We start from the raw sequence: 14,412 nt of genomic DNA on the forward strand, positions 1-14,412 counted from the left end.
TTCTATTCTGGTTTTTTTTTTATTTCGTTGTTCTCTTGTTAAATCTAGGGGGGCGGGGCCGCGTGGTTTGGTGCTTTTTTTTACACTACAACCCCCCCCCACTACGCGTAAGAGAGCCTGTCCAGCATTCACGGGGCTGCTCACCGTTCCCTTGTGTAGGCCCCGTATCGGCGGCGAAGGGACGCGGGTGCTGATACGCGCCCATCCCGGATGCGCCGATTGGGCCTGAGTGTCGCCAACCCAGCCTGCACAAAGGGAAGTTGATGCCGGAACGCCTGATTAGGGCAACGCAAAGCCGACGCCTTGGGTGAGCGCCGCATAGGCCACGTCCCGATCGCACGCGCCCTCGTTCTGCGTACGCGGCCCGATCACAGCCCGGGAAGCCGAAGATAGGCCGGGCGTCGCGAACGCCGTGCGCGGCCTCGAAGGACACGGCATGCGGCTCGCCCCCGCGCCGGCCGCGCCCAGCGCGAAAGCGCACACGCCGGATGGTCCCGGCTGTGGTCCAGAGCGTCCACGCGCCATCCCCGTAGTCGCGCCTCTCCGTTCTCCCCGGCGCGCGTCCCGCAGCTACTACCCGGAACTCGTCTCATCGTCGCCCCGTGGAACTCGTCTCACCGCCACCCCGTCTTGCCGCCCCGTGGATCCGAACACCCCAATGACTCGATAACCCATGATCATTTTTAGTCCCGGATAGAATCGGGACCACCGACCCGTTTGTGCTTGCGGAGCAAAAACACCGGGTGCCGAACGATCTCCAGGAGCCCTCGCGAATGACAGTCACCGGCCCAGCGCCTTCGCGTGCGGACGCTCGACGTAATCGCGCACTGGTGCTTCAGGCGGCCCAAGTAGCCTTTGAGGAAGAGGGATTGGGCGTCCCGATCGGAGAGATCGCGCGCCGTGCGGGGGTCGGCGCGGGCACCGTCCATCGGCACTTTCCATCGAAAGAAGCGCTGTTCAGGGCGGCCGTCGCGGACCGGGTCCGGCTGTTCGTGGACACTGCCCGGGAACTCGCCGACGTCGACGATCCAGGCGGCGTCTTCTTCCGTTACCTGTCCTCGGTGGTGCGGTTGACGGCGCGGAACAGGGCGCTGTGCGAGGCGCTGGAAGCGTCGGGGACGGGCGGGTTCGCCCCCTCGCCGGCAATGGAGCGGGAGTTCGGTGAGGCGCTGGGGGTGCTGCTGCGCCGGGCCCAAGAGGCGGGCGCTGTAAGGAAAGACGTCCTTGTGACGGACGTACGAACGCTGCTGATCGGCTGCGTTTCGATGGAACGGCGCAGGCCGCTGCCGCTGGGAAGCCCGTCGGAAGCCCGGGCGAACGCATCGGATGGCGAGGGAGGCGCCTCCCCCGCGATCGGCGTCCCCGGCCGTATGACGGCTCTGATGTGTGACGGGCTGCGCCCGGGGCGTGGTGTAACGAAACTACCCGACCGAACGCCTATTCGTAACGAAACCCGGTGCGGCGTCTGTGGCGAGCCGGTGCCGCCGGCACGGACCGGGCGCCCCGCTCGGTACTGCGGCGGGTCCTGCCGGCAAAAGGCGCACCGCACCCGCGCACAAGCCCGCGCCCGCGCCCGGGCTCGGGGGAGCGCGTAGGTGCGGGAACCCGAGTCGGACGCGGGACCGCCCCATGGCGGTGGCGCGGGGGCGTCACCCTCTCGCCGGTGGGCGGAATGCCGTAAAGGCCCTGGTCAGGCCGGTCGAGTCAGTTGAGCGCGCGCTTGAAGCCCAGGTGGGACGCCTCGAACCCGAGCCTTTCGTAGAAGCGGTGCGCGTCCACGCGGGTGGCGTCCGAGGTGAGCTGCACCAACTGGCAGCCCAGCGAGCGCGAGGTGTCCACCGCCCAGTCGATGAGCTGGGTGCCGAGCCCGCCACCGCGCTCGTCGGCGTGGATGCGCACCCCCTCGATGATCGACCGGCTGGCGCCGCGCCGGGAGAGGCCGGGGACGACCGTCAGTTGCAGGGTGCCGACCACCCGGTTCTCGCGTACGGCGACGACGAGGTGCTGGTTCGGGTCGTCGGCCAGCCGCTGGAAGGCCGCGCGGTACGGGGCGAGGTCGTCGGGTGACTCGCGGGTGGCGCCGAGGGGATCGTCGGCCAGCATGGCGACTATGGCGGGGATGTCGTTCTCCGTCGCGGGGCGAATCTCAAGATCACTCATAGCTGGACCATATTCCGCACCCCGCCATCACGTCCCGTACGGCAGCCGCGGATTCGCCGGTCAGGACAACCACCGCGCCCAACAGCCCCAGCCGGCAACGACCACCAGCGGCGCACCCGCAGGGACCGCACCTGCCGGGGCGTCCCTACTCGGCAGTCTCCAGGCTCTCCACCGCACGCACCAGGGGCGCCAACTCCGCACGCTCCGCCGCCTCCTGAAGGGCTTCGCGCAGGGCCGTGCCGTGTGTCGGGCGGGCCGCCGCGAGCAGGGCGTTTCCCTCGGGGGTGACGTCCGTGTAGATGCCGCGCCGGTCGTCGGGGCAGAGGTAGCGGGAGAGCAGGCCGCGGTCCTCCAGGCGGGTCACCAGGCGGGTGGTGGCGCTCTGGCTGAGGACGACCGCGTCCGCGACCTGGTGCATCCGGAGGTGGCCGCCGGGCCCGTCGTGCTGCTTGCTCAGGACGTCCAGCACGGAGAACTCCCGCACGCTCAGGTCGTGCGCGGCCTGCAGCGCCCGCTCGATGTGCGACTCGATGCGGTTGTGCAGGAGGGACAGGGCGCACCATCCCTGAGCGAGGCCGCGGGCCGGGGGAGTCCGCTGGGCTTCGTCGACCTGCCGGGTCTGTGCCTGCTGCGCCATGGACCCTCCTTACGGTTCGTTCGGACCAGAGTAGAACACAACATCTCAAAGATAGTGGGCTATTGCCAGTAAGAGGCGTCTGCAATTAATGTCCCCGCGTGTTACCCGTTAATGCAACGCAAAGGGGGATCCGTCATGCCACTCGCACTCCTGGCGCTCGCCATCGGTGCCTTCGGGATCGGGATGACCGAGTTCGCGGTCATGGGCCTACTGCCGGACGTGGCGGCGGACTACGGCGTCTCCATCCCGCTGGCCGGCTACGCGACCACCGTCTACGCGCTGGGCGTCGTCGTCGGCGCGCCCCTGATGACCGCGCTCGGCACCCGCCTCACGCGCAAGCAGATGCTGATGCTGCTGATGGGGCTGTTCATCGCGGGCAACCTGCTGACGGCCGTGGCTCCCTTCTTCGGGCTGATGCTGGCCGGACGCGTCGTCTCGTCCTTCACCCACGGCGCCTTCTTCGGCATCGGCTCACTCGTGGCCGCGGACCTGGTGGCGCCCGAAAAGCGGGCCACCGCCATCTCGTTGATGTTCACCGGCCTGACCGCCGCCAACATCGTCGGCGTGCCCGCCGGCACCCTGCTCAGCCAGCAGGTCAGCTGGCGCGCGACCTTCCTCGCCATCGCGGTCTTCGGCGTGATCGGCCTGCTGGGCGTGGCCAGGCTCATCCCGGCGCGGCCCGAGAAGGCCGCCGCCCGGCTCGGCAGCGAGATCGCCGTCTTCCGCAACCCGCAGGTCGGCCTGGCGATGCTGATGACGGTCCTCGGCTTCGGGGGCGTGTTCGCGGCCGTCACCTACCTCGCCTCGATGATGACCGAGGTCACGGGCTTCGCGGCATCCTCCGTCACCTGGCTGACCGCCGTCTTCGGCGTCGGCCTCCTCGTGGGCAACATCGTCTCCGGGCGCCTCACCGACCGGGCCATGATGCCCATGCTGTACGCGTCGATGACCGGCCTCGCGCTGTCCCTGGCGGCGTTCACCTTCACCGCGCACGACAAGGCCGGTGCCGTGATCACTCTCGTCCTGGTGGGCGCCTTCGGCTTCGCGACGGTGCCGCCGCTCCAGAAGCGGATCATGGACGAGGCCGCCGCCGCGCCCACCCTGGCCTCGGCCGGGAACATCGCCGCGTTCAACCTTGGCAACGCGCTGGCCGCTTGGCTCGGCGGCCTCGTCATCTCGGCGGGCCTCGGCTACACGGCCGCCAACTGGGTGGGCGCGCTGATGACCGCCGCGGCACTGGGTGTGGCGGTCCTCGCCGGTTTGCTGGAGCGACGCTCGCGGGGGCGCGGCCGGGTCGTGGCGGCGGGCGGCTCGCTCGCGGACCCGGTGGCGGAGCCCGTCGGCAAGTGATCGACGAGGCGGGGGCCAAGTCTGCGAAGGACAAAGCCTGCTGACGGCGGAGCTTAGGCTGCCGACCATGGGAAAACTGCATCTGTTCGACATGGACGGGACCTTGCTCCACGGGTCGGCCGCCGCCATCGAGATCTCGCGGCAACTGGGCCTGGAGCAGGAGATCGACGCGCTGGAGCAAGCCTTCGTCACCGGCGCGATGACCCCGGCGCAGTACGCCCAGCGGGCGTGCGAGCTGTGGGGTGAATTGACCGATGAGCTGGTCACGGCCGCCTTCGAAGGGGCGCCGTGGCTGGAGGGCATCCGCGACGTGTGGGCGGACATCCGTGCCCGCGGCGAGCGGTGCGCGGTGATCTCCCTGTCCCCGGACTTCTTCGTCGAACGGCTGGTCGGCTGGGGCGCGGACGCGGCGCGCGGCTCGCGGTGGCCCGCGGTGCCGTTCACGGAGCCGGTGGACCCGTCGGGCGTGCTGTCGCCCGCCGCCAAGCTGCGGGTCGCGGACGAACTGTGCGGGCTCTACGGACTGACCCGGGCGGACTGCGTGGCGTACGGGGACTCGCGCTCCGACGCCGAGCTGTTCGCGGCGCTGCCGGTGTCCGTGGCGGTGAACGCGGACCACCATGTCAGCGGCCTCGCGTCCTACGCGTACACCGGGCGGGACCTGCGCGACGCCTACACGCTGGTCCGAGACCGCGACTGACACGCGCGCGCCCGCGATGGCGGGGTGAGCGAGCGCGAGTGATGGCGAGCGCGCGCGAGTGACGGGCCCGTACGACAGACGAGGACATGCCACCAACCCCGGAGCCACCCCGGCGCAAGGCCCCGCTCTCCGGACACCCGTACGAGCGTACGACCCCGGGAAAGCTCGCCAGCCTAGCGGCAAGGTGGCCGGCTCCGCCCGTACTTCGCGCTGTTCCTCCGGGCAGCGGACCAGGGTGACACGCTTCCGGCACGGAAGACGCGCACGCCGCGATCCGCTCGGCCCGGAGCCGTGATCCGCTCGGTTCCGCGTCGTGCTGCCACGACGGTGCCGGTCCGCCGCAACCGTCCGCCGGGGAGGAGGCGGACGCGCCCGCAGGCGAGCAGAGCCGGAGTGGGCGGGAGGACGTCCGGCACGGTCCGGACCGCGGATGTGCGAAGACGATCGAAAGACGTTTGAGGCGAGACAGATCATGGACGTTCCGCCCGGCCCGACTCCTCCCCGCCCGACCCCGCCCGCCGTATCGGCTGCCGACCGGCTCCCCCCGCCCGCCGGCGTCACCCCACCGCCGCCCCCGGCCTTCCCACGCCACGCCCCACCACGCCCGGACCATCCCCCCGCGCCCCCGTCGCCCCCGCCCCGGCCACCGGCAGCCCCAGGCCCTCCCCCGCGGCCCCGGGCCCCGTCCGCGCAGGCCCAGCCCCACCCCCAGGCCCCTTCCGCGCACGACGCGGCGCTCATCCACCGCACCATGGCCGAGATCGCCCCCCTCTCCGACAAGGTCACGTCCTACTTCTACGCCCTGCTCTTCCTCCGCCATCCCGAGCTGCGCGCCCTTTTCCCCGCCGCGATGGACGCCCAGCGCGACCGCCTTTTCCGTGCTCTCCTCGCCGCCGCCCGGCACGCCGACGACCTCGGGACCCTGGCGGCGTACCTCGGCGGGCTCGGGCGCGGCCACCGCAAATACGGCACGCTCCCCGAGCACTACCCCGCCGTCGGCACCTGCCTGATCGACGCGCTGGCCGTGTACGCACCGGCCAGCTGGTCCCCCGAATGCGCGGCTGCCTGGGCCCGGACCTACGCGGCGATGGCGCGCATCATGACCGACGCGGCAGCCCGGGACGCCGCGGTGGCGCCCGCCTGGTGGGACGCCGAGATCGTGGCTCACGAGCCGCGTACGTCCGACGTCGCGATCGTCACCGTACGGCCGGACCAGCCCTACCCCTTCCGCGCCGGCCAGTACACCGGTCTGGAAACCCCCTGGTGGCCGCGCATATGGCGGCACTACTCCTTCGCCGCGGCCCCCCGCTCCGACGGCCTGCTCTCCTTCCACGTGAAGGCGGTCCCGGCCGGCTGGGTCTCCAACGCCCTCGTCCATCGCGCCCGCCCCGGCGATGTCCTCCGCCTCGGTCCCCCAGCCGGTTCCATGACCGTAGACCACGGCACTGACAACGGCCTGCTGTGCCTGGGCGGCGGCACCGGCATCGCCCCGATCAAGGCGCTGGTGGAAGAGATCGCCGAGCACGGGCGCCGACGAGCCGTGGACGTCTTCTACGGCGCCCGGAGCGACCACGACCTCTACGACTTGGACACGATGCTCCGGCTGGACCGAAGGCACCCCTGGCTCTCCGTCCGTCCGGTCGTCGCCCGGGGGCCACGGGGCGGACCGCGTTCGCAGTCGCACCGCATCATCGGTCAACTCCCCGACGCGGTGCGTCATTATGGGCCGTGGGGGGAATATGACGCCTACCTGTCCGGGCCGCCCGGAATGATCCGCAGTGGCGTGGACGCACTGGTCGGGGTCGGGATCCCCTCCGATCGCATACGGCACGACTCCATCGAAGAGCTCGTTGCGGCGGGAGACTGAGGTCTTGACGACTTGCGAGAACAACGGGTGCCCGGCTGCGGAACCGGGCACGCGGCGGACGCACAGGGGCAGTGAGGGCGAGCGCCTTCTGCAGAGCTGGTTCGGCTCGACCGAACGGGCGGAACGGTTCTACGGCGATCAGGTGCTGGACCACCTCAACGACGCCATGCGGGAGTTCGTGGCGCGCCAGGAGATGTTCTTCCTGGCCACCGCGGACAGCCACGGCGAATGCGACGCGACGTTCCGGGCCGGACCGCCCGGCTTCCTGCGGGTGCTGGACGCGTTCGCGCTCGCCTACCCGGAATACCGGGGCAACGGCGTCATGGCGTCCCTGGGGAACCTCGCGGAGAACCCGCGCCTCGGGATGCTGATGATCGACTTCACGCGTGACCGCATCGGCCTGCACGTCAACGGCCGTGCCCAGGTCCTGACGGACGAGGAGCTGCGCGAGCGGCATCCCGAGTTGCCCGTCGACCCGGTGCCGGGCCGCCGGGCCCAGGTGTGGGTCCGGATCGAGGTCGAGGAGGCGTACATCCACTGCGCCAAACACATCCCCCACCTGCGGAAGGCGTCGGTGGAGGAGGAACGCGCGTGGGGCACGGACGACACCCGGCGCAAGGGCGGCGACTTCTTCGGCGCGGCGGCGCGGGCCGACGAGCGCGCTGGGGACGGGAAGGCCCGGCGGGGCCGCGCCGAGGACGGGCTCGCCCACACCCCGGCGCCACCGGCCGGCAACCCACCGCCTCGGTGAGCAGCCCCGGGAGACACCAGGGCGGCACGGCGCGCCCGTCCGCGCACCATGCCGCCGGGAACGGCCCGCCCTAGCCCAGGTCGTGCGCGTGCAGGGCGCGGACGCCCTCGATGTTGCCGTCGAGGTAGTGCCTCAGGGACAGCGGCACTATGTCGACGGAGGCGATGCCGACCCGGGTGAAAGGCACCCGGACGACCTCGTACCGGCCGTCCGGCGCCTCCACCTCGGGCCCGTGCCGCCGCGTGAGGTCCATCGACTCCAGGCGGCACAGGAAGAAGTGCTGCACCTTGACGCCGTCCACGCCCCGGTCGTCGACGTGCTCGACGGTGTCGACGAAGACGGGCACCACGTCGGTGACCTTGGCGCCCAGTTCCTCATCCAGCTCCCGGTGCAACGCGTCCACGACGGTGGCGTCCTGGGGTTCCACCCCGCCGCCAGGGGTGATCCAGTAGGGGGCCCGCTCCGGCTTGGTGCGCTTGATGAGGACGAGGTCCGCGTCATCGAGCAGGATTGCGCGGGCGGTGCGTTTGACGACTGGCCGTACGGTCATACGGGACAGATGCCGCACTCCGTGCCTGACGAAACCCACGCACCATGCCCCACGGCGCCCACCGGGCCATCGTCGGCGAAGCGTTCACAAGGAGAGGCGACGGAAAGACGGAGGGGCAGCGGAGACAGCGGTACGACGCGCCCGCACGAGAAGGCCTCACCAGTTCACCGCCGACCGCAGCAGCCACTCATGGGGGCGCGCGATGTGCGGCAGGGCGAGCGTTCCGGTCCGGACGACGAGGAAGTAGGTGCGCAGCGGCGGCACGGGCGGGTCCAGGAGGGCGACGACCTCTCCGCTGTCCAGCGCCCTGGCGCACAGGTACCGGGGGAGCACGGCCAGCCCCGCGCCGGCCACCACACAGGCGAGCACCCCGCGGAGGTCGGCGGCGACGACGGTCGCGGATGCCTCCGGGGCGCAGTCGAACACCGCGGACCAGTAGCGGGTGACCAGCGGCAGGCTCTCGTGGACCTCGACCAGCGGCACCTGGTCGAGCGCGCGTAACCCGGTGACCTGGAGGACCGCCGGTCCTCCCAGACGGGCCGCCCAGCACGGGGCGGCGATCAGTACGTGTTCCTCGTCGCACAGCGGCGTGGCGGCGAGCAGGTCGCCGCGCGGCCGGGTGGTGGTCACGGCCAGGTCGTGGTGGCCGGCGGCGAGCCCGTTGAGCAGGTCGTCCGCGGGCCCGAAGGCGGCGCGCACGGACAGCCCCCGGGCGATGAGGGGCGTCAGGGCGGGGAGCACGCGCTCGGAGGTGAACTCGGGTGATCCCGCCAGGTGGAGGGTCCGGGCGGCGGACTCGTCGTCGACCCCGGCCTCGGTGATCTCGGTGAGGGCGTCGAGGTGGGGGGCCACCTTGTGGGCGAGTTCGTCGCCCACGGTGGTGGGCGTGACGCCGCGTGCCCTGCGGAGGAACAGGGGGCGCCCCAACTGGCGCTCCAGTGAGCGTATCTGGCTGGTCACCGCCGGTTGGGAGAGCCCCAGAAGGGCGGCGGCGCGGGTGAACGATCCGGCCCGGTGCACCGTGACGAACGTGCGCAGGAGAGCCAGATCCATACGTACCCACTCCGCTCTCGGCAGCCCGGTCGCGCCACGCGGCCTGGTCGCATCAGAACTATAAATATGTCGATAGGGTTATGCCGTCAGCGTGATTGGACACTGACGCTGAGTCAACTAGCCTTGTTCGAGCGGTTCGCGTTGACGCGGACCGGGGCCGACAGGGTAACGAGGGGGGATACCCTGTCGGCCCGCTTGGCGTAGGCGCGCTGGCCGGGGGCGTGCGGTGGGCATGAACCCCGCCCCGGGACGGTCGGCCGGACGGGATCCTTCCGTGGCCGGAAGACACATCCGTGGCTGCGGCAGGCACGTCCTCCGCCCCGGGGTGATCGGCCGGACGCGGCCGTTCCGCGGCCGGAAGACGCCCCCGTGGTCTATGCCAGCCGCAGTCGGATGGCGCGCCCGTTGCCTATGCCTCTCGCGGCCGGAAGACGCGCCCGTGGCCTGTGCCTCCCGCAGTCGGATGACGCGTCCGTGGCCTACGCCTCCCGCCGCGCCACGTCGAGCGCGTGGAGTACGTCGGCCACCAGGTCCCGCGGCTCCTCGATGCCGACGGAGAAGCGGATGAAGCCCTCCGGGACCGCGTCGCCGCCCCACCGCGCCCGCCGCTCCGCCGTGGACCGGACGCCGCCGAAGCTCGTCGCGTCGTCCACCAGCGTCAGCGCGCGCAGGAACCGTTCGGCGTGCGCGCGATCGGGCAGCGTGAACGACACCACGCACCCGAAGCGCCCGGGCAGCATCTGGCGCCCGGCGAGCTCGTGCGCGGGGTCGGACGGCAGGCCGGGGTGACGCAGGCCGGTCACTTCGGGACGGTCCCGCAGCGCCTCGGCCAGCGCGCGGGCGCCGGCCGCCTGCTGCCGCACCCGGAGGGCCAGCGTGGCCAGTGAGCGGTGTGCCAGCCACGCCTCCATGGGCCCGGGGATCGCGCCGATCGTCTTGCGCCACTGGCGCACCGCCTGCGCCAGTCCCGCGTCGCGGGTGGTGACGTAGCCGAGGAGGACGTCACCGTGGCCGGTCAGCGCCTTCGTCCCGCTGGCGACCGAGAGGTCGGCACCCAGGTCGAGAGGGCGCTGCCCCAAGGGGGTGGCCAGGGTGTTGTCGACGGCCACCAGGGCGCCACGGGCGTGTGCGGCCTCGGCGAGCCGCCGGATGTCGCACACGTCCAGGCCAGGGTTGGAGGGGCTCTCGATCCACAGCAGGCGGGCTCCGTCCAGTACGGCGAGCTGGGCGTCGCCGCGGGTCGGGGCGGTGCGCACGGTCACGCCGTAGCTCTCCAGGCGCTCGCGCACGGCGGGCAGCAACTGGTAGCCGTCGTCGGGGAGCACCACCACGTCCCCGGTGCGCACCAGGGAGAACAGGACGGCCGAGATGGCGGCCATCCCCGAGGCGAAGGTCACCGTCTCGGCCGCGGCGCCCGGGGACTCCAGCTCGTCGATGGCCTGTTCCAGCCGGACCCAGGTGGGGTTGGACTCCCGGCCGTAGGTGTACGGGCCGGTGGCGTCGCCGGGGAGGTGGAAGTGGGCGGCGAACACCGGGCCGGGCAGGGGCGGTTCGTACGCCTGAGGGGAGGGCAGTCCGGCGCGGACCACACGGGTGGCGTCGGCCTGGTCCGGTACGGGGGTCCGTCCGGGGGCCGGCGGGGTGGCGCCGGGCGTCGTTCCCATGGGGCGTGGGTCGTCCGCGGGGTCGTGCGTTCCCATGGTGGTGCCTTTCTTTCTGAACGGTGGTGATCGCCCTGGTGATCGCCATTGATCGTTCAGGCGGCGTTGATCGGCCGCTGGTGCCCGGATCCGCCCCCGACCCGCCGCGATTCCCTTGGTGGGCCGGGCTGTCGGTCCCGCCTCGTTTTCCCGTCGGGGCGGGCCGGGCGGTCAGTCCCGGTCGTCGGGCAGGACCACGTGCAGTGCCCACGAGACGATCGAGATGATCAGCCCGCCGAGCACCGCCGTCCAGAAGCCCTGCACATGGAAGCTGAGATCGAGCTTCCCCGCCAACCAGGACGTGAGCAGCAGCATCAGCGCGTTCACGACCAGTGTGAACAGCCCGAGCGTGAGGACGAACAACGGGAAGGACAGCAGCTTCACCACGGGCTTGACGATGAAGTTCACCACTCCGAAGAGCAGCGCCACCAGGACCAGGGTCAGTACCTTGCGGCCGGTGTTCTCTCCGGTCAGGGTGATGTCCTTGAGCAGCCAGGTGGCCACGGCCAGGGCCGCGGCGTTGGCGATCGTCTTGACCAGAAAATTCTTCATGGTGAGATCGTCGCAGACCAGACGGACACGATGAGGGGTACGGACGACATGAAGGCTTTCAAGCTGGACGAGCTGGAAGCGGAGCGCGCGGCCAACGACGGCGCGTATTTGCAGTTCCTGCGGGAGCGGAACATGTCGGTCGGGCTGTACGCCTTGGACGCCGGAAGCGTCGACCCGCAGCAGCCGCACAACCAGGACGAGGTGTACCTCGTCGTCAGCGGCCGGGCGGCGATCACCGTCGGCATGGAGACGACGTCGGTGGCGCGCGGCAGTGTCGTGTACGTGCCCGCGGGGGTGCCGCACAAGTTCCACCACATCAGCGAGGACCTGCGGGTCATGGTGGTCTTTTCTCCGCCTGAGAGCTGAGGGGCACCCCCGGGAACCCGTAGGGGTCGGATCAGGGATCAGCCGGGGCTGCGGGGCCCCCGCGCGCGGGCGCGCCGACCTAGCATCGATGGTGCAGGGGGAGATCCGAGGCACGGAGCGCCGGGCGGGCAGGACGCGCCGGGCGGGACGTGCGAGGTGCTCCCACGGATGTAGGCGGCGCCCCGGCACGCGGGGTGCCGCGCCGCAGAGACCAGAAAGCAGGGCAGAGCAGTGGCTGCGAAAAGCGTGTTCGCGGGGCTTCCGTGGTGGGTGAAGTGGGTCGCGGTGCCGGTCGTGGTGCTCGTCGTCTTCGGCGGGCTGATCGGCAGCGTGGTCGGCTTCCTGGTGGGCCTGTTGTTCAAGATCCTGATCGCGGTGGTGCTGATAGCCGGGGTCGTCTACTTGGTGCGCCGGGCCAAGGGGGCTTCGTCCTCGTCGGCCTCCTCGTCCTCGAAGGGAGATTGGTGAGCCGGGGAGAGGGATGAACTCCACCGCCGGGACGCACGACACGACCGGCACGCCCATCAGTATCTAAGGGCTCACTCTTTGTGATCTGCTTGCATCTGACAGACGATGGCGGCAATAGGGCTACGGGGGATGATTCCCGGCCGTATTCGACCACTGCGGGGCAGAGGCTGATGACCGACACAGTGCAGGCAGAAGTGATTATGAGCTTCCTCGTGTCCGAGGAACTCGCCTTTCGGATTCCGGTGGAGCTGACCTTTGACAGTGCCGACCCCTACGCCATCCACTTCACCTTCGACTTGCCCGGGGACGCCCCGGTGACCTGGGCCTTCGGGCGTGAACTGCTCCTCGACGGGCTCAGCAGACCCTCCGGCGAGGGCGACGTGCGCATCGCGCCCTCCACGGCCGGTCGCCTCGGGGACGTCTTCATCGGCCTCCAGGTCGGGGACGAACGCGCGCTCTTCCGGGCCGGCGCCCCGCCCTTGGTGGCCTTCCTGGACCGTACGGACCGACTGGTGCCGATCGGACAGGAGGAGGTGCACGACACGCTGGAGACGATGTTGGACCGCATTCTTTCCGAGGCGCAGAAGGCGGGGTGAGGCACCGGTACGACGGCACCGGGAGCGCCCCGGGGCCCCGTCAGTGCTTGCGCCGCCGTCCCCGTCCCCCGCGCCTGGCCGCGGCCCGGCCGACGGGAGCGACCGGTACCGGGCCGGACAGCGGGTCCGAGGCGGGACCAGGCCCGGGCACACCCCCGGACGCCGCCGCCCGCTCCTCGCCGTACGGCGCGCCGGCCTCGTACGCCGCCGACGCACCGGACGCCGCCGACGCACCGGACGCGTACGCCTCCGCCCCGGCAGCAGGGGAGGGCGCACCACCACCGGGCACCACCGCCCGTCCCCGGCCCTTCGGCGCGCGACCCTTCGGTGTGCGGCCCCTCGCCGCGCGGCCTCCCGGCGTGCGGTCCGCCGAGACGACCAGCACCGCGAGCAGCGTGGTCAGCGGGACCGACGCCACCAGTCCCACGCTGCCGACCAGCGTGCGCACGATCTCCTCCGCGACCAACTCGCTGGTGGCCACGGTGCCGACGTCGCTGCGCGCGATGGAGAACAGCAGCATCAGCGGCAGCGCCGCGCCCGCGTAGGCGAGGACGAGGGTGTTCACCACCGACGCGATGTGGTCCCGGCCGATCCGCATGGCCGACCGGTACAGCGTGCGCCAGTGCGTGGAGGGATCGGCCTCGTGCAACTCCCAGACGGCGGCGGTCTGGGTCACCGTCACGTCGTCGAGGACGCCCAGCGAGCCGATGATGATGCCCGCCAGCAGCAGCCCGCGTATCTCGATGTCCGGGTAGAGGCCGTGCACGAGACCGGTCTGGTCGTCGGTGTTGCCGGTCAGCGCCGCCCAGCCGATGAACACCGAGCCGAGCAGCCCGATCAGCAGCAGCGAGACCAGCGTGCCGAGCGCCGCCACGGACGTGCGGGCCGTCAGGCCGTGGCACAGGTAGAGCGCGATCAGCATGATCGCGCTGCCCCCGACCACCGCCACCAGCAAGGGATTCGAGCCCTGGAGGATGGCCGGGAGGATGAACAGCGTCAGCACCCCGAAGCTCACCACCAGCGCGACCAGCGCGAGGACGCCGCGCAGCCGGCCGACCACCACGACCGCGCCGGCGAAGACGGCGGCGAGCACCCACATCGGGACGGTCCGGTTCACGTCCGTGACGGAGTACTGCAAATCCCGCGGCGCCTTGGGCGCGTAGGAGACCACCACGTCCTGCCCGGCCGTGTAGCGGCGGGAGGCGTCGGGCGTCACGATCGTCTCGAAGGTGCGGCCCTTGTCCTTGCCGGTCGTGACCTCGACCTTAGCCCGTTCGCAGCGGGCGCCGCGCTTCTCGGCGCCGGGCCGGGCGCCCGCGCCCCCCTGGGGCGGCGGCTGTGGCTGGGCGTGCACCGCGGCGCAGTCCACCTCGTCCACCGAAAGGACCTTGGCCTGCTCGGTGGGCTGGTCGAACCCCACACCGGAGGGCGCGTGCCCGGGCGCCCCGCCCGGCCACAGCAGGACCAAACCGGCCACGACCGCGGCGGCGAAGGGGATCAGCACCGCCGCGACGACCTTGCGCAGATGGCGGGAAACGGGCGCGGCGGGACCGTGCCCGTGCGCGTGCCCGTGGGAGTGGCCGGACGGGGAGGACTCGGTACGCGTCACCGTCCGATCATCGCAAGAACCGGCAGGGCCCCCTGTGCACCGCGCCACATCGG

At 71.4% G+C, this 14,412-nt stretch carries 15 protein-coding genes; 8 read left to right on the plus strand and 7 right to left on the minus strand.

All coding sequences use genetic code 11. The features are described 5' to 3' along the window. The first annotated feature begins 773 nt into the window (after nucleotides 1-773). The gene (locus tag ABZX96_RS09490; protein ID WP_355540556.1) at nucleotides 774-1,595 is read left to right on the plus strand and encodes a TetR/AcrR family transcriptional regulator; all 822 of its coding nucleotides are present in this window, start codon (nucleotides 774-776) and stop codon (nucleotides 1,593-1,595) included. A 109-nt stretch (nucleotides 1,596-1,704) separates the two neighbouring features. Here the strand turns inward: ABZX96_RS09490 and ABZX96_RS09495 are convergent, their stop codons facing one another. Together ABZX96_RS09495 and ABZX96_RS09500 are read right to left on the minus strand one after the other, a co-directional pair. After that, entirely contained in the window at nucleotides 1,705-2,160 is a 456-nt protein-coding gene (locus tag ABZX96_RS09495; protein WP_355540559.1) for a GNAT family N-acetyltransferase, read from the minus strand. A gap of 145 nt (nucleotides 2,161-2,305) precedes the next feature. Next, a complete protein-coding gene (locus ABZX96_RS09500) occupies nucleotides 2,306-2,797 on the minus strand; it encodes a MarR family transcriptional regulator (protein WP_355540562.1) in 492 nt (163 codons plus the stop codon). 135 nt (nucleotides 2,798-2,932) lie between these two features. On the opposite strand from ABZX96_RS09500, the gene ABZX96_RS09505 reads away from it, so the two are divergent. From ABZX96_RS09505 to ABZX96_RS09520, 4 genes are all read left to right on the plus strand, one after another. Beyond that, nucleotides 2,933-4,147, plus strand: a complete 1,215-nt coding sequence (locus ABZX96_RS09505; protein ID WP_355540565.1) for an MFS transporter — start codon at nucleotides 2,933-2,935, stop codon at nucleotides 4,145-4,147. A 67-nt stretch (nucleotides 4,148-4,214) separates the two neighbouring features. Beyond that, complete coding sequence (locus ABZX96_RS09510) at nucleotides 4,215-4,847, plus strand: HAD-IB family phosphatase (RefSeq protein WP_355540568.1); 633 nt, start codon at nucleotides 4,215-4,217, stop codon at nucleotides 4,845-4,847. 472 nt (nucleotides 4,848-5,319) lie between these two features. Then, nucleotides 5,320-6,714, plus strand: coding sequence for a globin domain-containing protein (locus ABZX96_RS09515; protein WP_355540571.1), 1,395 nt, complete (start codon nucleotides 5,320-5,322; stop codon nucleotides 6,712-6,714). Nucleotides 6,715-6,802: 88 nt separating this feature from the next. Beyond that, nucleotides 6,803-7,465, plus strand: coding sequence for a pyridoxamine 5'-phosphate oxidase family protein (locus ABZX96_RS09520; RefSeq protein WP_355540936.1), 663 nt, complete (start codon nucleotides 6,803-6,805; stop codon nucleotides 7,463-7,465). Nucleotides 7,466-7,535: 70 nt separating this feature from the next. Here the strand turns inward: ABZX96_RS09520 and ABZX96_RS09525 are convergent, their stop codons facing one another. From ABZX96_RS09525 to ABZX96_RS09540, 4 genes are all read right to left on the minus strand, one after another. Then, nucleotides 7,536-8,015 (minus strand): NUDIX hydrolase, encoded by a 480-nt coding sequence (locus tag ABZX96_RS09525; RefSeq protein WP_355540574.1) that lies wholly within the window; start codon nucleotides 8,013-8,015, stop codon nucleotides 7,536-7,538. A gap of 156 nt (nucleotides 8,016-8,171) precedes the next feature. Further along, nucleotides 8,172-9,068 (minus strand): LysR family transcriptional regulator, encoded by an 897-nt coding sequence (locus tag ABZX96_RS09530; RefSeq protein ID WP_355540577.1) that lies wholly within the window; start codon nucleotides 9,066-9,068, stop codon nucleotides 8,172-8,174. 479 nt (nucleotides 9,069-9,547) lie between these two features. Continuing rightward, nucleotides 9,548-10,732, minus strand: a complete 1,185-nt coding sequence (locus ABZX96_RS09535; protein ID WP_355540580.1) for a cystathionine gamma-lyase — start codon at nucleotides 10,730-10,732, stop codon at nucleotides 9,548-9,550. Nucleotides 10,733-10,939: 207 nt separating this feature from the next. Continuing rightward, nucleotides 10,940-11,320 carry a phage holin family protein gene (locus tag ABZX96_RS09540; protein WP_355540583.1) on the minus strand — a complete coding sequence of 127 codons (381 nt, stop codon included), beginning with the start codon at nucleotides 11,318-11,320 and terminating at the stop codon, nucleotides 10,940-10,942. A gap of 48 nt (nucleotides 11,321-11,368) precedes the next feature. Between ABZX96_RS09540 and ABZX96_RS09545 the strand changes: the two genes are divergently transcribed. The 3 genes from ABZX96_RS09545 (at nucleotide 11,369) to ABZX96_RS09555 (ending at nucleotide 12,750) form a co-directional block, all read left to right on the plus strand. Then, complete coding sequence (locus ABZX96_RS09545; RefSeq protein WP_355540586.1) at nucleotides 11,369-11,686, plus strand: cupin domain-containing protein; 318 nt, start codon at nucleotides 11,369-11,371, stop codon at nucleotides 11,684-11,686. Between the two features lie 231 nt (nucleotides 11,687-11,917). After that, nucleotides 11,918-12,154, plus strand: a complete 237-nt coding sequence (locus ABZX96_RS09550) for a DUF5326 family protein (protein ID WP_355540589.1) — start codon at nucleotides 11,918-11,920, stop codon at nucleotides 12,152-12,154. A gap of 170 nt (nucleotides 12,155-12,324) precedes the next feature. Next, a complete protein-coding gene (locus ABZX96_RS09555; RefSeq protein WP_355540592.1) occupies nucleotides 12,325-12,750 on the plus strand; it encodes an SsgA family sporulation/cell division regulator in 426 nt (141 codons plus the stop codon). Between the two features lie 40 nt (nucleotides 12,751-12,790). Here ABZX96_RS09555 and ABZX96_RS09560 read toward each other — a convergent pair whose 3' ends face one another. Next, entirely contained in the window at nucleotides 12,791-14,359 is a 1,569-nt protein-coding gene (locus ABZX96_RS09560; RefSeq protein WP_355540595.1) for a YibE/F family protein, read from the minus strand. Nucleotides 14,360-14,412: the final 53 nt, after the last annotated feature.

Origin of the sequence: Streptomyces sp. NPDC003077 (genome assembly GCF_040611095.1) — a bacterium.
GTDB lineage: Bacteria > Actinomycetota > Actinomycetes > Streptomycetales > Streptomycetaceae > Streptomyces.